At 61.6% G+C, this 21,541-nt stretch carries 25 protein-coding genes; 15 read left to right on the top strand and 10 right to left on the bottom strand.

From position 1 onward, the window contains the following. Positions 1-790: DUF6531 domain-containing protein (locus IGB42_RS21340; RefSeq protein ID WP_201800049.1), on the bottom strand; the 790-nt coding region annotated here is incomplete at its 3' end. Positions 791-1,056: 266 nt separating this feature from the next. Between IGB42_RS21340 and IGB42_RS21335 the strand changes: the two genes are divergently transcribed. Beyond that, positions 1,057-1,827 carry a hypothetical protein gene (locus tag IGB42_RS21335; protein WP_159675572.1) on the top strand — a complete coding sequence of 257 codons (771 nt, stop codon included), beginning with the start codon at positions 1,057-1,059 and terminating at the stop codon, positions 1,825-1,827. 376 nt (positions 1,828-2,203) lie between these two features. Here IGB42_RS21335 and IGB42_RS21330 read toward each other — a convergent pair whose 3' ends face one another. Continuing rightward, the gene (locus IGB42_RS21330; protein WP_159675570.1) at positions 2,204-2,392 is read right to left on the bottom strand and encodes a hypothetical protein; all 189 of its coding nucleotides are present in this window, start codon (positions 2,390-2,392) and stop codon (positions 2,204-2,206) included. A gap of 130 nt (positions 2,393-2,522) precedes the next feature. On the opposite strand from IGB42_RS21330, the gene IGB42_RS21325 reads away from it, so the two are divergent. From IGB42_RS21325 to IGB42_RS21305, 5 genes are all read left to right on the top strand, one after another. Further along, positions 2,523-3,077, top strand: a complete 555-nt coding sequence (locus tag IGB42_RS21325; protein ID WP_159675568.1) for a PEP-CTERM sorting domain-containing protein — start codon at positions 2,523-2,525, stop codon at positions 3,075-3,077. Between the two features lie 157 nt (positions 3,078-3,234). Beyond that, positions 3,235-3,747, top strand: coding sequence for a PEP-CTERM sorting domain-containing protein (locus IGB42_RS21320; protein ID WP_159675566.1), 513 nt, complete (start codon positions 3,235-3,237; stop codon positions 3,745-3,747). A 124-nt stretch (positions 3,748-3,871) separates the two neighbouring features. After that, entirely contained in the window at positions 3,872-4,405 is a 534-nt protein-coding gene (locus tag IGB42_RS21315; RefSeq protein ID WP_159675564.1) for a PEP-CTERM sorting domain-containing protein, read from the top strand. A 24-nt stretch (positions 4,406-4,429) separates the two neighbouring features. Further along, positions 4,430-4,696: a PEP-CTERM sorting domain-containing protein gene (locus IGB42_RS21310; RefSeq protein WP_159675562.1), complete on the top strand. Its 267-nt coding sequence runs from the start codon at positions 4,430-4,432 to the stop codon at positions 4,694-4,696. Positions 4,697-4,901: 205 nt separating this feature from the next. After that, a complete protein-coding gene (locus tag IGB42_RS21305) occupies positions 4,902-5,441 on the top strand; it encodes a PEP-CTERM sorting domain-containing protein (RefSeq protein WP_236822689.1) in 540 nt (179 codons plus the stop codon). Positions 5,442-5,618: 177 nt separating this feature from the next. On the opposite strand, the gene IGB42_RS21300 is transcribed toward IGB42_RS21305, so the two are convergent. The 3 genes from IGB42_RS21300 to IGB42_RS21290 form a co-directional block, all read right to left on the bottom strand. Beyond that, positions 5,619-6,056 (bottom strand): DUF4259 domain-containing protein, encoded by a 438-nt coding sequence (locus tag IGB42_RS21300; RefSeq protein WP_159675560.1) that lies wholly within the window; start codon positions 6,054-6,056, stop codon positions 5,619-5,621. 68 nt (positions 6,057-6,124) lie between these two features. Beyond that, complete coding sequence (locus tag IGB42_RS21295) at positions 6,125-6,784, bottom strand: N-methyl-D-aspartate receptor NMDAR2C subunit (RefSeq protein ID WP_159675558.1); 660 nt, start codon at positions 6,782-6,784, stop codon at positions 6,125-6,127. Beyond that, a complete protein-coding gene (locus tag IGB42_RS21290) occupies positions 6,781-8,370 on the bottom strand; it encodes a 2OG-Fe(II) oxygenase (RefSeq protein WP_159675556.1) in 1,590 nt (529 codons plus the stop codon). The genes IGB42_RS21295 and IGB42_RS21290 overlap by 4 nt, the downstream gene beginning before the upstream one ends. 106 nt (positions 8,371-8,476) lie before the next feature. On the opposite strand from IGB42_RS21290, the gene IGB42_RS21285 reads away from it, so the two are divergent. The 3 genes from IGB42_RS21285 to IGB42_RS22060 all read left to right on the top strand — a co-directional run bounded on the left by IGB42_RS21285 (position 8,477) and on the right by IGB42_RS22060 (position 10,284). Next, positions 8,477-9,163, top strand: a complete 687-nt coding sequence (locus IGB42_RS21285) for a TetR/AcrR family transcriptional regulator (RefSeq protein ID WP_159675554.1) — start codon at positions 8,477-8,479, stop codon at positions 9,161-9,163. A gap of 156 nt (positions 9,164-9,319) precedes the next feature. Beyond that, positions 9,320-10,096 carry a patatin-like phospholipase family protein gene (locus tag IGB42_RS21280; RefSeq protein ID WP_201800048.1) on the top strand — a complete coding sequence of 259 codons (777 nt, stop codon included), beginning with the start codon at positions 9,320-9,322 and terminating at the stop codon, positions 10,094-10,096. Beyond that, positions 10,084-10,284 (top strand): hypothetical protein, encoded by a 201-nt coding sequence (locus tag IGB42_RS22060; protein ID WP_201800047.1) that lies wholly within the window; start codon positions 10,084-10,086, stop codon positions 10,282-10,284. The genes IGB42_RS21280 and IGB42_RS22060 overlap by 13 nt, the downstream gene beginning before the upstream one ends. Before the next feature lie 105 nt (positions 10,285-10,389). Here the strand turns inward: IGB42_RS22060 and IGB42_RS21275 are convergent, their stop codons facing one another. From IGB42_RS21275 to IGB42_RS21260, 4 genes are all read right to left on the bottom strand, one after another. Continuing rightward, positions 10,390-11,784, bottom strand: a complete 1,395-nt coding sequence (locus IGB42_RS21275) for a sorbosone dehydrogenase family protein (RefSeq protein WP_159675552.1) — start codon at positions 11,782-11,784, stop codon at positions 10,390-10,392. A gap of 89 nt (positions 11,785-11,873) precedes the next feature. Further along, positions 11,874-12,032, bottom strand: coding sequence for a hypothetical protein (locus IGB42_RS21270; protein ID WP_159675550.1), 159 nt, complete (start codon positions 12,030-12,032; stop codon positions 11,874-11,876). Positions 12,033-12,163: 131 nt separating this feature from the next. Then, on the bottom strand, positions 12,164-12,877 hold the full coding sequence (locus IGB42_RS21265) for an aspartate/glutamate racemase family protein (protein ID WP_159675548.1): 714 nt from the start codon (positions 12,875-12,877) through the stop codon (positions 12,164-12,166). A 31-nt stretch (positions 12,878-12,908) separates the two neighbouring features. After that, a complete protein-coding gene (locus IGB42_RS21260; protein ID WP_159675546.1) occupies positions 12,909-13,280 on the bottom strand; it encodes a GFA family protein in 372 nt (123 codons plus the stop codon). Positions 13,281-14,145: 865 nt separating this feature from the next. Here IGB42_RS21260 and IGB42_RS21255 point away from each other — a divergent pair. Together IGB42_RS21255 and IGB42_RS21250 are read left to right on the top strand one after the other, a co-directional pair. Then, complete coding sequence (locus IGB42_RS21255) at positions 14,146-15,441, top strand: SUMF1/EgtB/PvdO family nonheme iron enzyme (protein ID WP_159675544.1); 1,296 nt, start codon at positions 14,146-14,148, stop codon at positions 15,439-15,441. Between the two features lie 266 nt (positions 15,442-15,707). Beyond that, on the top strand, positions 15,708-17,420 hold the full coding sequence (locus IGB42_RS21250) for an ATP-binding cassette domain-containing protein (protein WP_201800046.1): 1,713 nt from the start codon (positions 15,708-15,710) through the stop codon (positions 17,418-17,420). Positions 17,421-17,442: 22 nt separating this feature from the next. On the opposite strand, the gene IGB42_RS21245 is transcribed toward IGB42_RS21250, so the two are convergent. Then, entirely contained in the window at positions 17,443-18,330 is an 888-nt protein-coding gene (locus tag IGB42_RS21245) for a LysR family transcriptional regulator (protein WP_159675542.1), read from the bottom strand. Positions 18,331-18,461: 131 nt separating this feature from the next. Between IGB42_RS21245 and IGB42_RS21240 the strand changes: the two genes are divergently transcribed. From IGB42_RS21240 to IGB42_RS21225, 4 genes are all read left to right on the top strand, one after another. Then, positions 18,462-19,466: an SDR family oxidoreductase gene (locus IGB42_RS21240; RefSeq protein WP_159675540.1), complete on the top strand. Its 1,005-nt coding sequence runs from the start codon at positions 18,462-18,464 to the stop codon at positions 19,464-19,466. A 182-nt stretch (positions 19,467-19,648) separates the two neighbouring features. Continuing rightward, the gene (locus IGB42_RS22475) at positions 19,649-20,041 is read left to right on the top strand and encodes a glycosyltransferase family 39 protein (protein WP_159675538.1); all 393 of its coding nucleotides are present in this window, start codon (positions 19,649-19,651) and stop codon (positions 20,039-20,041) included. Next, positions 19,954-20,793 carry a phospholipid carrier-dependent glycosyltransferase gene (locus IGB42_RS21230; RefSeq protein ID WP_255461553.1) on the top strand — a complete coding sequence of 280 codons (840 nt, stop codon included), beginning with the start codon at positions 19,954-19,956 and terminating at the stop codon, positions 20,791-20,793. The genes IGB42_RS22475 and IGB42_RS21230 overlap by 88 nt, the downstream gene beginning before the upstream one ends. Next, complete coding sequence (locus tag IGB42_RS21225; protein ID WP_159675526.1) at positions 20,781-21,293, top strand: hypothetical protein; 513 nt, start codon at positions 20,781-20,783, stop codon at positions 21,291-21,293. Before IGB42_RS21230 ends, IGB42_RS21225 begins: the two co-directional genes overlap by 13 nt. Positions 21,294-21,541: the final 248 nt, after the last annotated feature.

Raw genomic sequence — 21,541 nt, 5'->3', positions numbered from 1 at the left:
CGGCGATATCGGGGACTTGCGCCGCGATGACCGGGGCCATGTCGGTGGAGGGGATGATGCGGCGGCTGAAGCTGTGGCGCCAGCCCAGCCCCAGGCCGAGGTCGATGCGGCTGCCGCTGTTGTAATAACGGGTGAAGGTCTGGCCGGGTGCCCAAGTCAGATCCGGTTCGATCTGGAACTTGTTGCCGGTGGCGGTGTTGACGGGGTTGGCAGTCAGAGGACAACGCTGGCCCTGGTCGTCATCGACGTCTTCGGTATCGCACGATTGATTGGCGGCACACTGCGCCCGGATGCGGCAGCCGCCGAAGCTTTTGCTCAGGTAGTTGCCAGCGCTGCAGATCGGGCGGCAGCGGTGGCTGACCGGGCCGAAGAACTGGCCGGTAGGGCAGTTGCCAACATAGGAAGCCTCCCAACTATGGCCATATACGCCCAGATAGCCAGCAGCATCGCGATAGTAGTAGTAGCTGAGAAAACCACCTTGTTCAATTGTATTCCCACCATCCCCGCCCCCATCGATTCGTATGATATTGCCGCCTGGGGGGAATGTCTGCATGAGAACCAAGCCCGCATACCCCCCCACCTCGTTATATGCAACCGGCGGGGTATACCCGATGATCTGGTCAAAGTAGGGATCGTCGGTGTTGGTTGATTTGACCTCCCAGTGCGCCCCCTGCCCTGCCTGCGCCAGCGCCATCACGCCGCTCAGCAGCGCCGCCTGCAGCAAGCGCCCGCGCTCAGGTAGCAGGCTGAACAAGCGGGACAGAATCGGCATGAACAATGTGGACAGCATGGGTGCTTGAACCTGGGTAGATTGACTGGCGAGCGGATGCGGGCAGCGTCAACGCTGGGCGCAACACCTGCCTTGGCAGAAAGCGGGCAAGGTATACGCCCCCGGCTTTATACCGGACGCTTAACTTACGATCAAATTAATTTTCAATGATGGTAAGATTTTATTTGAATTGAAATCAACACATGACAAGAACATTGTCAGCAAATCATCACCCCCCCTTCGCACGCCATCGCCTCCGCTACCCCGTTCATGCCTGCAAAAAAAACTTGCTGCTCGTTGCCGTGCTGATGCTCGCCTGCGCCATCGCTGGTGCGCTGTGCTGGTGGGCGCAGGCCAAGCCCGCCGATCCATATGCCAACGACGGCCGGCAATACCGGGATGCGCTGGCGCAGGCGATACGCAGCGCCAGCCGGATCGGGGTGCTGGAGCATGCCAATGCCAATGAGAATGAAGCTGGGGACGGACAAGGTGAGCTACTGCCGGGCACGGTGATCCCGGTGTATGCACAGTTCACGATTGATGCCTTGCAAAAACAGCAATTGCTGGCGATGGCGGAAGCCATGCCGACACCGACGCAGGATATGTTCAGCGCCTGCATCTTCAACCCGCATCAAACCTTCCGCTTTTATGAGGGCGCCGCACTGCGCAGCAGCATGGTGATCTGCCTGGAATGCGCGGAGGTTGAGTGGTATGGCAGCAAGAAGCTGCCACCATGGGCGCTGTACACGGGTATAGAAAAATGGCTGCTGCAAATCGGCCTGCACCCGAAGCGGGATTGGCGGGCATTGGCGCAACAACACCGTACACACTGGGGCCTGACGCTCGCCTCCCGGCCACCGTGCCGGGCGGCGGACTTCGCAAGCACACCGCGCTGTTACCCCACCCGATCTGGCTTTGCCGCTTTTTACGGTGACTCAAGCGCCGGTGTGAGCCTGCCGGCGTGGCAAATTTTCCGCTTCCTTGAAGGCGGCACGCAAGCGGCAAGCCATCCCGCAGGTACACCCAAGTGCTGTATGGCGCCGAAAAAAGCGCATTGAGCATGGTCGGGATATTCGCATGGCATGGACCTGTCCATGCTGCAATGCATCAGACGATCCCAGCATTGACGCGGGCTGCAGCGCGGCAGGTGCCCGGTTTGAATATGATTCTTTCATGTAAAATTACATTTTCTTTCTAAATTGAAAGCAAAATACCCCGCCTCATGTGGCGCGGATGTTGCACCTGCTGTGCAAATACCAGCAATTGCGCCCCTTCGGATTCAATCCCAGTACCCGGCATCGGCACCACCCATCTCGCACATCCATCAGTGCAATACCCCTGAAAAACCAGCCAATTCAACGCCTGTGCGGCTTTGGCGATACGGCTTCGGTGTCGTTCCATAGCAATGGCCCTGCATTTTCGCAAAACAGATTATTACCAAAGCGCATCGTAAAAAATGACATGGCATATCTGCGCCGCTTCTCCGGCGGCCGATGCCAGCAAGTTTGCGTGTTTGCGGGGTGATTCCTGTCCACTACAAATGCTTACGGAAATCACGGCGGATTGTCGTGCATTTATCGGAATGCCATGCTTGGCCCCAGCGATGCCGATGATTTTCGTCATCGGAATATCAGCCCACTGTAAATAAACAATTGCTTATGCAGGCCTGCTGCGCTATTTCCGGATACCGGAATTGAGCCAGGCACGGTACGCCCCGTTCCGCCTGCCGACTGCGATTTCCAGGAGCCAAACCATGCGCATCATCCAGACCTTGTTCGCCCTGATCCTGACCGGTACAGCTGCCTTGAGCCATGCCTGGTATAACGGCGACCCGACGGTATTCGAGCATTTCAACGTAGTGCCAACCAACGGTGTTGCATGGGTTGTGGGCAATACGGGCTTGTCTTTCAATCATTACGACAACCAGCATACGGGCTCGATGCATGCATCCCTGGGGAGCAACGCCAATGCCATTGGCTCCATCCTGGGCTTTGAAGGGGTGCTGCGGCTGGACGGCAGCGATACACAACAAACCTTCTCACAAAGCTTTGCAGAAGGCAGTACCCGCAGCACCAGCTACTCCTTCGTTGTCCCCGTGGACCGCGGTCACTATTCCTATGCGTTCCGCATCCTGGCCACACCGGGCTGGACTGGCGGCCTGAATCTCGCCAATACCTATCCGCTGCCCGAGCCGGAAACGTGGGCATTGATGGGCATCGGCCTCACCGGTGCGCTGCTGGCACGCAGACGCAAGAAAAACACCCTTGTCACACAGTCCTCAGGTGGCCAGGCCGCGCTGGCCACCTGAAATTGCGCCGTCCAGGCAGTCCCAGAACAAGCAACCAGGCACCCCCGCCAGACCAAGTCCCTCCATGGCCAGAACCGCTTGTGCGCTGGCGTTAACCCTGCAGGGGCGCATCTGCCCCCTGCCTGGCCATAACCATCCCATAACAGGAGTTTTATCCATGCGTTTTACCCAAACCCTGCTGGCACTTGCCCTCGTGGCAACCGCCGGTATCAGCCAGGCCGCCTACAATCCGGCCAACCTGCAAACCATTGCCATTACGCCGGGCCAGACAGCTATTGGCTCGTTTACCTTCAGCTATGACAACGACCATATCGCCAGCGTCTTCCTCAATACCACTGCGGGCCAAGTCACCAGTTGGTGGGGCGCCTTCCGCGCTGACGGCTCGACCAGCGAACAAACTTTTCGTAGCGATCTGAGCAATGGCGGCAATGTGCAAGGTTTCTCGTTGCCCCTCTACATGGGCGACCAGAAATACTGGTATGCATTCGGCATCACCGCCAGCAATGACTGGCAAGGCACGCTGGCACTTGAAGTAGCGCCGGTACCAGAGCCGGAAACCTGGGCATTGATGGGCATCGGCCTGACTGGCGCATTGCTGGCCCGTCGCAAAAAAAGTGCTGGCAAAAAAGCAGTTGTTGCACAGCAAACTGCAGGGCTGATCGCAGCTTAAAGCGCTCTGCGGGGTATGGTGGCTGCATCGCCATGCCCTTCATGCGAGCAAGGCTGCGGCAAGTAGCGGCAGCCCGACTGGTTTACCCGCAAGCCCCCAACGCAATCTCTCAAGGAGCACAGCCATGCAACGCCTGATCAGCACACTGCTAGCCAGCGCATTCACCCTTGCAGCCACTTGCAGCCACGCCGTCTACGACCCGTTGCCACCGGAAGCCGCCAATGCCGTCCGCGTGGATCGCTACCTCACCGATTTCAACACCTGGGGCTCGCCCACCCCGGCGGTTGCCGGCTTTCGCATCACCCCTGCCGCCGGCTGGACGCTCGACAATATCATCGGCGTGTATATAGAAGCCTTCAACCCGTTCGACCCCCAATGGAGCAATGCCCACTGGGTGGGCTTCAATGCCAATAATGGCAACACCGGCAGCGGCTACGGGGGTGTTTACGTGCCCAATTCATACGGTTACGCCGCCTATGCGGTTTACCTGAACAATGCCAACTGGCAGGGCAACTTCGACATCAATATCGGCCCCACGGTACCGGAACCGGAAACCTGGGCACTGATGGGCATCGGCCTTGGTGCCGCACTGCTGGCAGCACGCCGCAAGCGCCATGCTGCGCAAGCACAGCGGCTGGCGCTGCCCGTGGCCGCATGACCTGAGATCTGCACGTTCGGCCCGATGCTCCTGACGGATAACCGACCGCAAACGTATCACTATCTGTTCAACAACGGGGTCCCGGGAAAAACCGGACGCGGCAGCCTGTACCTGAGCCTGAACCCCGACCCCGACTACGTGCCACCCGGCCCGGAAGTACCGCCAGTGCCGGAACCGGAAACCTGGGCGCTGGCAGGCATGGGGCTGGCAGGAGCATTGCTGGCTGGGCGCCGCAAGCAACGCGTTACTGCCCGGCACGATGCCAGACCGATGCCGATGCAGTTTGCCTGACAGCATCAGTTGATGCCGCATCACATTTCAGATCGATCCAGGCGGGTGGTGAATCTGCAACATCGATCAGTTGGGGCAGCCCCTCTATCAGCGCACGCCATAAATTTCATTCAACTTGTGTCAGTCATTTGAAATGAAAAATCAGTAAACTATCCAACTAGGTGATCATGCTCCTCACAAGACACAGGGCTTACTTGTGCCTTGTTTGCATTCAAACCAACAAGGATTATTCATGAACCGCCTTTTCGCAACACTAGCTGGCGCAGCGCTATTCGCCCTCGCCGCCTGCAGCCACGCCACCTACACCACCATCCAATTGGAGCCGGCAAAATACCCGCTGCAATGGGTCGATATCGACAACAGCAACGGCGCTGCCAGCGTACTGAACTTCGAGTTGACCTCGAATACCGGATGGACACCGGGCAAATTCTGGAACCTGAATGTCGTGCTGGCAGGCAATGGCGAATACAGGTGGTCAACCTTTCTCCTTGATGGATTTACAGGCCCGGTGTTCAAGGGAACGATTGATCTGCCCTACGCCGTGGGCTATTCCGCGTTTTTCATGCTGAACAAGTACCCACAAAACTGGACCGGCACGCTGACCACCTATACGGATGCCGATACCGTGCCTGCTGTGCCGGAGCCTGAAACATATGCGCTGATGGGTGTGGGCTTGGTGGGAATCATGCTGGCAAACCGCATGCGGCGCCGCACTGTCGCCATGCCGGAACAAGCAGCCGCCTGAGCGCCTCGATAGCACCAGGTTTTGGCCAATCGGCAGGCCATTGCAAACAGTGCACGCGGGCGGTGTACATCGGAAAAAGCCTTGCTGGAGAAGGAATTGATGGCTCGCGCGATCAATTCGCCCTGAATGCAATACCCATGCCCGCCCGGCACAGCAACGGCTCTCGAAGCACCGCGCCTAGCGCATGCGCGCAGCCACTTCCGCATAGCAGATCTGCAGCGTGGCGCGCAGCTCGGCCACTTCGGTTTGCCAGGCGGCCAGATGTTCGGATTCCGCCCACAACTCGCGTACTTCGGACTGTGCGCCAACGATGCGGTCTATCGCGTGGATGGCATCGAGCACCAGTGCCGGCCCGGCCAGGGGCTGCGCGCGGGCCAGCCAGCCTTGTATCTCTTCATGCCCGGCAGTGGCCGCAGTAGCGTGGCCCAGCGCTGCGGCCACCACTTCGGCTGCGGCCAGCGCGGTGTTCGCGTGATGCGCATCCAGGTAGCCTTCTGCTGCCAGCACCTGGCCGATGGTCACGCGGACCAGTTGCAGATCCTGCTGATCGGCCAGTTCATACAGCCAGTCTGCCGCATCGTCATTGCCAAAAGAATCAACCGCCCACGCGCCCATGCTCTGCTCCCGTGTAGTGACCTCAATGCCATCAACGCAGACTGCCACGGGTTTGATGACAGAACCAATCATGCGCTCCGCCACCGGGCGGCTGCCTGCAGGTTGGCCCGCGCGCACTCCTCCAGCAGCGCGTTGAAATACGCGCTGCCGTAAAGCTGCGGGCGCTGCAAAAACCCCAGCAACACCGCGCGCCGCTTGGGGCGGAATACCAACGCCGGCACCCACGCATATTCCTGGCGGATTTGCTGCTGGTACTGGGCAAACCGCACCGCACCCGCCCCCAGGATGCTCAGGTCGATATCCACCAGCAGATGTGCATCGTGCGAAAGCGGCTGCGCATGATGGCAGGTGGCCATCACCAGCGCCTGGATACGCCCGGCAATGGCAAGGCTGCCACCGGCAGCCAACACGGCGGCCCGCGCCCAGTCGGCACTTTGCTGCTCGTTGTCCCGCCGGCGTGGCGCGTAGATGGCATCGTGAAACCACAATGCGATGGCGATTTCCGCCGGGCGCTCGGCCAGGTGCTGCACCTGCTGCCACCACGCCAGGCATTCCGCCAGATGCTGCAGCGTGTGGTAATGACGGTGCACTTCGCCATAACGTTGCAACAGCGCAGGCAACAATGCGGTATCCGGCACGCAGCCGAGTGCAGACCATGCCTGATGCCAGTTAGCCTGCCAGTCGATGCACTCGCCAGCCAAGAGGGTGGTGTCTGCGGAATGATTCATGCCGTGACCGCCAAATCTTGATGCAACAACGCATTCGCCCCGGGCGGCCGCCGCCATTCATGCCGGCGGATCTGCCCATCGTAGCCGCAGCTGAGCAGGCTGCCATCGGCCAGCGATATGGCGTCGGTCGCGAAGTTGCCGTGGCGCGCGCAGTACTGCAACTGCTGGCCGGGCATCGCCCATACGCAGACGCAGTTGTCTTCGCCGGTGCTCACCAACGTGGCCGCATCCAGCCAGCGCAAGCGGCGGATGGCCGCGCTATGCGCGGACCACTGCGCGCGTTGCCGCCAACCGCCCGCCCCCGCCTGCCACACGGTAATCTGCCCCGCAGTGCTGCCACTGCACAGGTACTGCCCGCAGGCCGACACCGCCAATGCCTGCAGCGGCTGCGTGCCGGTGATGGCTGCGCGCAGGCAGCCATCATCGTTCCAGAGCCGGATACTGCCGTCTTCACCGGCAGATGCCAGCCCGCCATCCGGCAAGGCTTGTACCACCCAGGCCCAGCCGGCATGGGCGGTGCTGCTGCCAAGCAACTGCCCGGCACCATCCCATCGCTTGAGCAAGCCATCGGCACCACTGGTGGCAATACGCCCGCCAGGCAAGGCCGCCACGCTCAATACCGCCGCCTGGTGCACTTGCACGGTGTGCAGGCAACGGCCAGATGCGGCATCCCACCAGCGCATGCTGCGATCGCGCGACACGGAAACCAGCTTGCCATCAGGTAGCCATGCCAGCCCCAGCACGGATTGCACGTGCCCGGCCAGTTGCCGCAATGGCCGGCCGGAGGAAGTCCAGATACGGATCACGCCATCACGCCCACCGCTGGCGATCTGATCGCCCAGCGCAGCCAGCGCCCACACATAGCCCTTGTGGCCAGGCTGAAATGGCTGAGCATGCCGGTTGAGCACGCCGTCATCCGGCGCCACATCATCCGCACGCTGATACAGCACATCGCTACGCATGATGTGCTTTACGCCAGCGCTGACCGGCGCCCCGGCATGCCACAACGCGTGGTCGAACACGATCAGGCTGCCGGCACGCGGGCGCACACGGCCGATTTCGCGCGCGGGCTGCCCGGTGGCATCGCCACCGGGGCCTGCCGAATAGAACACGGTATCGCCCCCATCGAACGCGGCCCCATCGGTGAGGTAGATCATGAAAGTGAGCCGGCTTTGCACTGTCCGGGTGTGGTGATGCACGCCATCCTGATGCAGCGCAAAGTGCTGGCCGGGCTGGTAGCGGCAAAAACGCCAGCGCGGGTTGATGCCCGCCAGCCGCCACTGCACGCCATCCCCTTGCAGCGTGGCTGGCGCAAATGCGCGCAGCCGCTGCATCAGGCGTTGAGCCAGGTCCGCGTCATCCACCACCTGGCGCGCGTTGTTGCGGTAAGACGGCGGATAATCGGTATCCGCACCGGCAAAACCACGCGCTTCGCTGGCGGCAATCAATGCCCGGCATTCGGCAGCACTCAGGAAATGGCTGATCACCTGGCAAAACAATGGCTGGCCGGGCAACGCTTCCGTCAACTCGCAACGTGGTATTGCTGCGGCCGGATCAAGCAGCCGGCAGAACAAGCTGGTCGGCATGGTGAGCCTCCGATTTTTTGGTCAATCAACCAATTTTGCAAAACTAGCACCTTCAACCCCGGTTTTACAACTACAATTTGGTTGACCAACCAATTAAGGCAGCGCCATGCCGCGCCAACCCAATACCGAATCACGCCGCGCGCAAATCGTTGCAGCCATGCAGCCGGTTCTGGCACAACTGGGGTATGAAAAAGCCACGATACAGGCGATTGCCAGGCAAGCCGGGCTGGCACCGGGGCTGATCCACTATCACTTCAAAAACAAGCAGGAAATCCTGGTGTCGCTGGTGCAATCGATCAGCGACTACGCCAGCCAGCGCGCAGCCAGCCAGCATGCCGGTAGCGGTGCCGGACAGGGGCAGCCAGCAGGCAACGATGCGGTCGAACTGTTAAGGGCCTATCTGCATGCCAGGCTGGGACTGGGCGACGGCGCCGACCCGACGCTGGTTGCCGCCTGGGTCATGATCGGCGCTGAGGCTGTGCGCCAGCCGGAAGTACGCACCGTGTACCGTCAGGCAATGGCTGCGGAACTGGCCACGCTGACCACGCTGTTGCGTAAGGCATTGCTTGAGCAGCAGCGCGATCCCGCCGCTGCCACGCAGATTGCCGCAGGTCTGCTGGCGCTGATGACGGGCGCATTCCAGCTGGCCACCGCCACGCCTGATCTGTTGCCTGCCGGCTATGCGGTCGATGCCGCCATTGCACATGCAATGCAGGGTATTGCAGCTGCGCCAGCAACGTCTTGTGATCGCGGAGGCGAACTGGCACAAGTGCCCCGCGCCGGCAATAGCTGAAAACAAAGGCACTAGTAAGCCGTTTCGTGGCAAACGGCAGCAATGAGCAAGCCATCCTATACTGCCCGGTATTTGGATCGCCGCCCCCTGAATGCAGGCCAGCAGCAGGCAGACCGCGGCAATACGCTCATCACAACATACCGGCAGGAGCCCCGCATGCCCAAGACCCCCGACCCAGCCCCATACCGCATCCTGTCCATCGACGGCGGCGGCCTGCGCGGCATCATCCCGCTGGCGATACTGGAAAACATCGACAAGGCCGTGCCCGGCTGGCGCAGCGGCATCAATATGTATGCCGGTACTTCCACCGGCGCGCTAATCGCACTAGGGCTGGCCAAGGGCATGGAACCGGCGGCCATCATGGATGTGTACCTGCGCAAGTGTGGGATGATTTTCGAGCGCAGCCTGTGGGAAGAAGTCACCACGCTGGATGAGCTCACCGGCCCCAAGTACGACAGTACCAACCGCGAGGACGTCTGCCATGGCCTGCTGGATAACGCCCGGCTGCGCGATTACCTGAGCGACGACGGCAGCAAGGGCAATGTGGTGATTGCGTCTTTCGATGTGGACGACCGCATGCAGCCAGATCCGGCCAAGCGCCGCTGGCGTGCCAAGGTCTTCCACAACCTGCCCACGGTGGATGGCAGCGATGACGGCGGCGAAATCGCCTACCGGGTGGCGATGCGCACTTCGGCCGCCCCAACCTATTTCGGCTCTTACGATGGCTTTGTCGATGGCGGCGTATTCGCCAACAACCCCAGCATGTGTGCGCTGGCGCAAACGCAGGATCGCCGGTTGAAAACCGCCATCCCACCATCCCGCTGTCGTCGCTGCGCATGCTGTCGCTGGGCACTGGCACCAGCAATACGCATATCGATGGCGAGGAAAACTGGGGGCTGGCGCAGTGGGCGCCCAAGCTGGTGGACGTACTGACCGACGGCGTGAATGAAGTAGCGGATTTCCAGGCCAGCCAGTTGCTGGGCGAGGCCAATTACCAGCGGCTATCCGCGCCGCTGGGCCGCAATATCCCGATGGACGATGTGGCCATGATCGGCACGCTGCAGCGTATCGGCAATGCGGTGGATGTAGCGCCGGCAGTGCGGCTGATCAACAACTGGTAGTCCGCCCGGCCTAGACAACGCAGAACAGGACAGCTCAGAACAGCCGGGAGCGGCGCAGCCATCAAATGGCATCACCGCCCCGCCCGCCGCCGAGCTATGTCATCCCTATTTGCGGTACAGCTCGTACACCGCACCCGCATAGTCATCCGAGATATACAGATTGCCAGCCCGGTTGGGAATGACGTCCACCGGGCGCCCCCAGCGGCTGGCGATATTGGCCGGGTTGGTGAGGAAACCCGTTACCAGGTCCTGCGGATCGCCAAAGCTGTTATCGGCCCGCAGCGGCAGGTACACCACCTTGTAGCCACGCGGTTCGGTACAGTTCCAGCAGCCATGCAAGCCGATCACCGCACCATTGCGCCAAGTCGCCGGTACATTGTTGCCCGTCCAGAAGCTCATGCCCAGCGGCGCGGAATGCGCGGGCAGGCCCTTGCTGATGCGGTCTGCATTGCCGCAATTAAATACCAGCTGATCTTCGTTGTTTTCCACATCCGCATAGAACGGCATATTGCTGCTGCCGGCATCGGCGGTCGGGTTGCAGTACGGCCAGCCGTAATTGCCGCCATCACGCACCCGGGTGAAAGGCTCCGGCGGGTTATCGTTGTAATACGCGGCATCGAGCGCCTTGTACGGGAAACGGCCGTCTTTGAGCGGGTAACGGATATTGTCGCGGTTGTTCACCGCCGCCCATAGCTCGCCGGTGCTCGGGTGGATCGCCAGCCCCTCGGCATTGCGCAAGCCCTGTGCATACAGCCGCATGCCGCTGCCGTCTTCCTGATACGCGTAGATGGCGCCGCGCTTGGGGTTGGCCTGGATGTCGGACGGGCTGGCATTGGTAGCCGATGCAATGGAGACAAACAGCGTGCTGCCGGCAAATGCAATGTTCTTCAGCGCATGGCCATAGCTGCCGTTCAGTTCCGGTAACGAGCTGTCGGGTAAATCCGCCACCACGGTGCTGCGCGTCCGCAACACGCTGTCACCGTCCACATACTGCGCCCGGCTCACGCGGTCCGTCTCGCCGATGTACAGATACTGCGTGTTGCCCACGCTGTGGAACACCATGTCGTGGCCCTGCTTGAGGCCACTGGCAAACTGGTTGACGGTACTGCCCGCAGCAGATGGCACTACACGCTGGATGGTACCGTCACCCGGTTTGGACACCAGCAGATCGCCGTTGGGCGCCTCGGCCATGAAGCGTGCACCGTCGATACGCGCGACCACGCGCAAGCCGAAACCTGGCGGCACCAGCGCGGTACGCGGCGCGTTGAACGGCGCGCCGTCCAGACCTGCGGGTGCCTCCACCAGTACGGTCACAGAGGCGATAGGCGGTGCCGGTGTGGGTGCGGGCGTCGGGGTGATCGGCACGGCCGTCGGAACCGGGGTCGGTGTGACGGCATCACCGTCGCTACTGCCCCCGCATGCGGCCAGCGCCACACAGGCACCCAGCACGGCCGCGGTACAGATACGGCGATTCAACAATGCAGGCATGGAAACAGGCATGGCATCTCTCCTCATCAGTGCGGGAGAGACCCGGGCTTTGCCCTGATGCGGGCTCAGCCTGCTGCAGACCCGCTTATGTGTTCAAGCAATCAATGCAGTGTGGAAGCCGGCGCGGCTTCCAGTTGCTCTTCTTCCTGCCATTGCGGCTCGGCCTCGTCCAGCCAGCGTGGCTTCAGGATGCAGCGCGGCGGCATGCCACGGCGGGCGGGGGCAATGAGGATGAAATCGGGGATGGTCTGCGGCAACATGATCGGCTCTCCTGCAACGATAGGGCATTGTTGCGGAGCTGCATGCAGGCCGGTATAGGACAAGCGCGTATAGCCATGTAGGGGACCGCTTCGGCGTGCAGCATTGCCTGCCGCCCCAAAACTAGGCGGGCTCAGCCACCGGGTGGCTTGCTGTCTTCCAGCGCATATTCTGCTGCACTCTGCGCATGGATCGCCGTGGTATCGAACAGCGGCACCATTGCATCGCTCTGCCCCACCAGCAGCGAGATTTCCGTGCAGCCCAGAATGATCGCCTGCGCGCCCTGGTCGGCCAGCTCAGCCATGATGCGGGCAAACTGGCGGCGGGAATCGGCCAGCACCCGGCCCAGGCACAGCTCTTCATAAATCACCCGGTGCACCAGCGCCCGGTCTGGCTCGGACGGCGTCAGCACGCGCATGCCATGCATACCACGCAAGCGGCCAGTGTAGAAATCCTGCTCCATGGTGAAGCGCGTACCCAGCAGGCCCACCGTCGATAGCCCCGCATGCCGGATGGCTGCAGCAGTGGGATCAGCAATGTGCAACAGCGGGATAGCCACCGCCGCCTCGATTGCCGGCGCCACCTTGTGCATGGTGTTGGTGCACAGCACCAGGAAGTCTGCGCCGGCCCGCTGCAGCGCGACAGCCGCTTCGGCCAGCAATGCGCCGGCCGCAGACCAGTCGCCAGCGTGTTGCAAGCGCTCCATTTCATGGAAATCCACGCTGTAGAGCACCAGCCTTGCAGAGTGCAAACCGCCCAGCCGTGCCTTGATCACCTCGTTGATCTGCCGGTAATACGGCACCGTGGATTCCCAGCTCATGCCGCCGATCAGGCCGATGGTTTTCATGCTGCCTCCCGGGCAATGGCTTTGCGCTCAGCTACCAGAGGTTTTTACCATCGATCACGGTGACCGGGGCTTCTGCGGCATCGAACTCATCGAACAGCCGTGCATTGACGGCGATGCGGCGCGTTTTGCCATCCCATTTGCCATCCATCTCGAACGCCGGGCTGTCCGAGTAAGTGGCATTGCCGCATACCTGGCAGAAGTGATGCGCAACCATATTGCTTTGCCAGCGGTACAGGGCATCGCCGTCCGGGGTGGTCACCTCAACCTGCTCCGGCGCGTAATACGCGTACAACGCACCACGCTTGGCGCAAAAAGAGCAGGTGCAGCGGGTGAGCTGCGCCGGGATCTCGCCATTGATACGGAAAGCGGTCTTGCCGCAATGGCAACTGCCGGTAATGGTCATTCCAGTTCTCCAGTCGGGGTAATGCGAGGAATCAAACTCTGTCGTGTGCAAAGGCAAATCAACCAAGGCCATGAAAAGCGCTCCGCCTGTTGTTATAGCCGGCACATGCACCGCTCCCCAGCCAAATAGCAGTGACATGGCAGTTAATTTTGCCGTGCTTCGCCCCGGAAAATCCGCTACACGCAAAGCCCGAACCGATCAGATCAACTGCAAAGCAGCGATATATTCCGGCATGCTTATATGAACCCCGGCATCTGCCCGGTCTGGAATGTTTCCGCCAATCCAATTCTGCCCTTCCAGAAAACGCCAGACACCGTGTATCGATTCAATGGATATCCATCGCCAATACAGCGAACGATGAATGCTGCTCTTTTCGTGGCTTGCTCCGTGCCGTTACCACGGATGCAAATGGCCCGCCCCCCAACAGAGTAAGCTGACAAACCACAAGGTGCATGCAGGAAGCACCTTTTTCCGCTTTGCTGACACCAATGCATCCATGTCATCGTAGCCGGCTTTCGATCGGAGTTTGCATTAAAGCCGCAATGCGCATGTGGTGCTTGCCGCCCGAAGTAATAACTGGTTAATGTTTCCGGAAAACATACCGGCTTAACCATTATCAATGACCTCTGAATACGCCATTCAGCGGCGTAGGAAATCTGCTGCGCGCAAGCAATTCGATAGCAACTTGATTTCATCAACCATCACGAAAGGAGAATATTATCAAGCAATGATAATTAGCCGATATCCCCAATATCCCGATGAATAAAAAATCGTGCACGGCATATTGCCCATGCACACTGTTTTCTTCCCGCAAAGTCGGCAATGATCGGCTATGGGTCCAATAACCAAAGCTGGAGGTAATATCATGGATCAACATATACACAGCAACAATGCAGCAAATGGCCAACCCGCGCACAAGCGGCTACAGCAACTGATCATCGGCGCGCTGCTGGCCGTTGGCATGCATGGCGCCATGGCGGCAGCATGGCAAGCCGGCACTGCTTATGCGCAGGGCGATATCGTCAGCCACCAGGGCCAGGAATGGCAAGCCCGCTGGTGGACACGGGATAACGCACCCGGCAGCGCCACCGATGCCTGGCAGCCCGCTGCAGACGAAACCGGTGCTGGCGCGTGGCAAGCGGCAAGCGCATACAAAGCCGGCGCGGTGGTGCTGTTCAACGGCAAGCTCTACCAGGCGCAGTGGTGGACGCAGGGCGAAACGCCGGGTAGTGCGCAAGCGGCCTGGAAAACACTGGGCACCGGTGTGAAGCAAAAGCAGTTTGTGCGGGTACCGGGTGCTACCTTCATCATGGGCGCCACGATTGCGGGCCCGGTCAATTACCCCAACGAATATCCGATCCACCCGGTTACGCTGTCGAGCTTTTACCTCGGCAGCACGGAAGTCACCTTCCGCCAGTTCGACCGCTATACCCGCGCCGCGCAACTGCCACCGGCCAGCTCGCTCGACCTGGGCGACACCGAGCTGGGGCGCGGTGAACACGCGGTTGTCAATATCTCGTGGTTTGCCGCCATCGAGTACATCAACTGGCTGAACCAGCAAAAAGGCTGGCCCAAGGCCTACAACGAAACCACCGGCGATCTGCTGGATGCCGCCGGCAATACCACCACCGACATCAGCAAGGTGATCGGCTACCGGCTGCCTACCGAGGCCGAATGGGAATACGCGGCGCGTGATCGCGGCCAGGACATCATCAATGCCTGGGGCAATGGCGTGCCGCTGATCAATGGCAAACCGGCGGCCAACATTGCCGATGCCAGCTTCAAAACGTATTTCGAAGCGCTGCTGGGCGCGCTACCGGACTGGATCACGCCATGGGCCACGGTAAACGACGGCGTGCCACGGCTGGCACGGGTGGGCAGTTTCATGCCCAACTCGCTGGGGCTTTACGATATGTCCGGCAATGCGTGGGAATGGACAACCGACAAGGAGCGCGTGTTTACCACGGCAGCACAGCAAAACCCGGTCGGCACCGGTACGGACCCCAAGCGCATCCTGCGTGGCGCCAGCTGGGATAACGGCACCGACATGCACATTACCGATCGCGCACCGGTCGATCCCGAGTATGGCAATCCCGCCATGGGCTTCCGCCTGGCCCGCTCGTATGTGCCGGGGCTGAGCGTGGAGGATCAGGGGGATTGATCCATAGCCTGACCCGGTAAGCTGACCCATCGCGTTGTGGCCACCATGTGCATCCGGCATGGTGACCATAACACCTTGCCCGAATGAGCATTGCCGCCCGAGCCCTGGCGTTACTGTCATTTTTTCCGTCGCCGCAACGCCGCCCCGGTTCTAGAATAGCGGGACCGATTCAAGGACACTTCACCATGCGCCATTGATGCCGCCGTGCCGTGCACGGCCTTGTCATCCCGCCTTAGCGGGCCCAAGCCTTGCCACAAGGAGCATCCATGCCGCATCGTTCCCCTCCCGGCGCCACGCGCGCCATCCCCGCTGTTACAGCAATGCCGGTGCAGCCATCCGGCACCACCGCCTTTTCCAGCACGCACGCGCCCACACACACGCCAATGCTGGCGCTGCGCAAGCTGTCGCTCACGCTGCCGGATGGCAGAGCGCTGCTCGATACGCTCAACCATACGTTCACCGCGCGCCGCACCGGCCTGATCGGCCCCAACGGCAGTGGCAAAACCTTGCTGGGCCGCCTGCTTGCCGGTGATATCGCGCCAACAAGCGGCCAGGTACTACGCGGCGGCCGCATCTATCACGTTGCGCAAGAGCCGGATCCTGCCACATACCCCACGGTTGCTGCGCTGGCGGGGGTCGCTCCCGTGCTGGCCGCATTGGCACGCATTGCCAGCGGCAGCCTCAACGAAGCCGACTACACCTGCGTGGCGGAGCGCTGGGATTGCGCAGCACAACTGGATGGCGCGCTGGCCGCAGCCGGCCTGCCCCATCTGCACGCGGATGCGCCAACTAAAGATCTCAGCGGCGGCGAGCGCCAGCGTGTGGCATTGCTGGGTGCCTGGCTATCCGGCGCGGACTTCCTCATCCTGGATGAACCGGGTAATCACCTCGATAGGGGGCAAAAGCAGCGACTGGCCACGCAGATCGATCAGTGGCCGGGCCAGTTGCTGCTGATCAGCCACGACCGCGATCTGCTCGAACACACCGATGAAATCATCGCGCTGGATGCGCATGGCCTGCAGCGCTACGGCGGCAATTACAGTCACTATGCAGCCATGCACTCCGCGCAGCAGCAGGCGGCCAGCAATGCCCTGGCGGCAGGGCAAGCCGCTGCCCGGCGTGCACAGCGCGCGTTGATTGCACAGCGGGAGCGCCAGCACCGCCGTACCGCCCACGGTGCACGCGCCGCACGCGATGCCAACCAGTCAAAACTGCTTATCGATGCTGCCCACGAACGCAGCGAGCATAGCCAGGGCCGCTTGCGCCAGCTGCAGCACGCCGCGCAGGCACAGCTGCAGCAACAATTGGCCACGCTACGGCAGCAATACACGCCCCCATTGCAGCGCCTGCTGCTGCCACCGGAAAGCAGCATCCCCGATAGCAGCACGGTGCTGCAGCTTCACAACCTGGTATTGCCGCATGGCCAGCGAGCACCCATCAACCTCATACTCACCGGCCCGGCACGCATCGCCGTTACCGGCTGTAATGGCAGCGGCAAATCCACATTGCTGCGGGTGATTGCCGGGCAACTGGCGGCCAGCGCGGGCGGGGTCATCCGGCCAGCGGTCATCGGTTGGCTCGATCAGCATGCCGGCTTGCAATACCCGGCCCGCACCGCACTGGCCTGGCTGCAGGCATGCAACCCCACGCTCGGCGATACGGCGACACGCATGCATCTGGCGCAAATCGGCATCGACCCGGCAAGGGTTCTGCTGCCTGCCGCGCAACTGAGCGGTGGCGAGCGGCTGAAAGTGGCACTGGCCGCCGAGCTATACGCCAGCCCCGCGCCGCGCCTGCTGTTGCTGGACGAACCGGACAACCACCTGGACCTGCCCAGCCTGCAGGCATTGGTACACATGCTGCGGCAATACAGGGGTGCGCTGCTGGTGGTTTCGCACAGCCAGCGGTTTCTGGATGAAATCGGCCTGACTGGCATGCTGCAGATTGGCGATGATCTGGCAGCGATGCCTGAGGCTTGATCCGCCCAACAGGCGGCACAGCCTAGCCAGCAAGGTGCAGCATCAGTCCTTCTGCCAGCGCATCGAAAGTCACCCGGCAGCGTGGGCTGTGGCGCAGGTCTTCGTGCATGGTGATCCAGGTTTCCAGCTGCAGCGAGAAGGCTTGCGGCAGCACCCGCTGCAGGCCGTCTCGGCGGCCGAGCGCCACCTGGCACATGCCGATGCCGGCGCCATGGCGGATCAACGCCAGCTGTGCCAGATCGCTATCGGCGCGTAGTGCGAACGTATCCCGGTCAAACGCCTGCACCGATTTGCCCAGCTTGCGGATGAACGCGGTCGGCTGGTCGTAACCGATGACGGCATGGGCGGCAAGATCTGCCACTGTTTGTGGCACACCGTGCCGGGCAAGGTAAACCGGGTGTGCATGCAGGCCCAGTTCGATCTCGCCGATGCGGCGCGCCAGCAGCTGCGCCTGTTCGGGCCGCAGCATGCGCACGGCGATGTCCGCTTCACGTTGCAGCAGATCCTGCACCCGGTTGCTCAGTACCAGCTCGATCTGCAACGCCGGATATTGCTCGCGCAGCCGGGCGAGGACGGGCGGCAACACCTCCACCCCGATTACCTCGCTGGCCGACACCCGCACCACGCCGCTCACGCCATTGCCATGATCGCTGGCTGAGCGTGCCAGTGCAGCAGCCATATTGGCCATCGCCTCGGCATCGGCACGCATGGCCAGTGCGGTTTCCGTCGGCAGCAAGCCGGTTTGCGAGCGCGTGAACAGGGTCACCCCCAGCGCCTGCTCCAGCGCCACGACATGCCGCCCCACCGTGGGTTGCGTAATGCCCAGCGCCCGCGCTGCACCAGATAGCGATCCTTCCCGCAGCACGCCCAGAAAAGAACGGTACAACTCCCAAGCCACTTGTTCAGTCATACAAAAATGCATAGCCGATGGTTTATTTACGGCAATTTTAAACCAAGTGATCCCCGCGCAGAATACAGTCATCGACAACCCGCCGATCAAAGGCCAACAGCCTGCAACGGCGATCAACAAGGGGCAACAACATGGCAGACAATCAGAAGGTACTGGTACTGGGCGCAAGCGGTGGCATCGGCGGTGAAGTAGCGCGGCAACTGCGTGATGCCGGCTGGGCGGTAGTGGCACTCCAGCGTGGTGCTGCACAGGCCAGCGAATGCAGGGATGGCATCACCTGGTTGCGGGGCGATGCGCTGAACCGCCAGGATGTGCTGGCTGCGGCAAAAGGCTGCTCGGTCATCGTGCATGCGGTCAACCCGCCCGGCTACCGCCGCTGGGCCGAGCTGGTGCTGCCCATGCTGGACAACACCATCGCCGCGGCCATTCATGAAAATGCCACCATCGTGCTGCCCGGCACCGTCTACAACTACGGGCCGGATGCCTTTCCGCTCTTGATGGAAGAGGCGGCGCAACAGCCGCTGACACGCAAGGGCGCCATCCGCGTCACCATGGAGCAGCGGTTGCAACAGGCCAGCCAGCAAGGGGCCCGTGTGCTGATCGTGCGCGCTGGTGATTTCTTCGGCCCCAGGGCCGGCAACAACTGGTTCTCGCAAGGCTTGATCAAGCCCGGCAAACCAGTCCGCAGCATCAGCTATCCGGGGCAGCCTGGCGTTGCACACCAGTGGGCATATCTGCCGGACGTTGCCCGCACCATGGTGGCCTTGCTCGCAAAGCGCGCCACGCTGTCGGCGTTTGCCCGTTTCCATATGGCTGGCCATCGGGATACGGATGGTACGCAAATGACCACGGCCATCCGCAAGGTGGTCAGCAAGCAGGGTGGCAAGCAACCAAACGTGAGCGCGCTGCCATGGTGGCTGCTTACGCTGGCATCGCCATTCGTGACCACGCTGCGGGAAATGCGCGAGATGCGCTACCTGTGGCGCACGCCTGTATTGATGGACAACACGCATCTGCTGGCAATACTGGGTACCGAGCCGCATACACCGCTGGAAGAGGCGGTGGAAGCTACGCTGGCGGGGCTGGGTTGCCTGGGCGCAGTCCAGGCCATGGCCGGCCGCAACACCCTCGCGTAAACCATGGCCATCGGCTGGCCGGATAACCGTCGTGCCACCAGGCACTTGCACCGCTCAGCCGCGCCAGCTGATCGGCGCTTGGCAGCCACCAACCCGCATTCACAAAAGGCGGACAGAACCATCACAAAAACCCCCGCTTCCGCTCGCAGAATCGCCGGGTTTCCGCAACCTCAGATGCGTGCATGTCCACCTTTGCCACTTCCCGCTGGACCAGATGGTTCGCGGTTCTGCTGTTTGCCATGTTGTGGTTTGGTACGCTGGGGTACCGCAAGCTCATCACACCGGATGAGGGGCGCTATGTGGAAATCGCCCGGGAAATGCTGCATAGCGGCGACTGGCTGACGCCCCGCCTCAACGGCATCAAGTATTTCGAAAAACCGGCACTGCAATACTGGGCAACCGCCGGCAGCTTCAGGCTGTTCGGGGAAACGGATTTTGCGGCCCGCCTGTGGCCCGCGCTGACCGGCTTTGCCGCGCCTGTTGCACGCTGCGCCGCCTGTATCGCCACGCACCCGACCGGGATACCATCGCATGGGGTGGCGCGGCCCTGCTGGGCAGCAGCGCATGGTGGATAGGCAATGGCCACTTCCTCACGCTGGACATGGGCGTTTCGGCTTTCCTCACCATGGCGCTGTGTGCATTCGTCCGGGCACAACAGGACGACAGCACGGTGCGCGAACGCCACCTCGCCATGCTGGCCTGCTGGGCAGCCGTTGCGCTGGCGACCCTCTCCAAAGGGCTGATCGGCCTCGTGATACCCGGCGCCACATTGCTGATCTACACGCTGTGGACGCGGCACTGGGCAATCTGGCGCAGGCTGCATCCGGTGATGGGCATGACACTGTTCCTCGTCATCGCCGCGCCCTGGTTTGCACGGGTATCCGCATGCAGTCCTGAATTTGCGCACTTCTTCTTCATCCACGAACACTTCCAGCGCTACGCCACGCATGAGGCACAACGCATCGGCCCGTGGTATTTCTTCATTCCCATCCTGCTGGTCGGCTTGCTGCCATGGAGCGCACTGCTGCCGGGCATATGCTGGCAAGGTTGGCAAAAGCAGCCCGCGGCGCAATTCCAGATCCAGCGCTTGCTGCTGGCCTGGGCAGGATTTGTATTCGTGTTTTTTTCCATCTCCGGCTCCAGGCTGCCAGCGTATATCCTGCCGATGTTTCCCGCGCTGGCCATGCTGGCTGCCCCGCTCCTGCCCGGCATGGGCAAGAAAACGGTGTGGGGTATCGTCTGCTCGCTATTGCTGGCCGGCATCGCCGTATTGCTCGCCCCCCTCACCTGGCATCGCGTGCCGACGCTGCCGGTGTGGCCACGATAGAAGCCCGCTACGCCATCTGGCTGTATGCAACCGGCGCGGTATTGCTGCTGGCGGCTGCCGTCACCGCATGGCTGCACTGCAAGCAACAGCGCGGCGCATTGATTGCAGTGCTGGCCTTGAGCGGCCTGCTCGCCGCGCAGCTCCCCTTGCTCGGCCACGAGGAATACGCAACGCGCAAATCAAGCTACCAGTTGGCCAGCGTAGTGCGCCCCTTGCTTGCCACCGGCAGCACCGTCTACAGCGTGCAGAACTACGATCAGACCCTGCCGTTCTATCTGCAGCGGACAGTTCAATTGGTCGACTACCAGGACGAGTTCAAGCTCGGGCAACAAGCCGAACCGGACAAGCTGATCGATTTCAATGCATTTGAACAACGCTGGCGCGCTGAAGCCGCACCCGTAACCGTGCTGGAGCAGCCGGCGTACGAGCGAATGAAGGCTGATGACCTGCCCGTGCACACGCTGTATACGGATGAAAAGCGCCTGGTGGTGACCAAATAAACATTGCCGCGTGGGCGGTGCCCACGCCGACAGCGAAGAACCATGTTATAGAACAAGCCCCTGATCGCGACGCGACGGGGGCTTTGTTCCATGGGGTAATGCTGCCATGTCCAGAAGCGGTGCTGACACTGAACTCTTCGCACTCCCAAACAGCACAGCCCCTGCCGCGGAGCGGCCAGGGGCTGGGTTGCTGTTCGGTGTTGCTTTTGATCTTGCTGTTGCTGTTGATCTGCTTTGTTTTGGCTTGG

The organism is Andreprevotia sp. IGB-42 (assembly GCF_009848685.1).
Lineage (GTDB): Bacteria > Pseudomonadota > Gammaproteobacteria > Burkholderiales > Chitinibacteraceae > Andreprevotia.
Note: the sequence above shows the minus strand (reverse complement) of the source record. Positions and strands in the feature narration are given on the sequence as shown.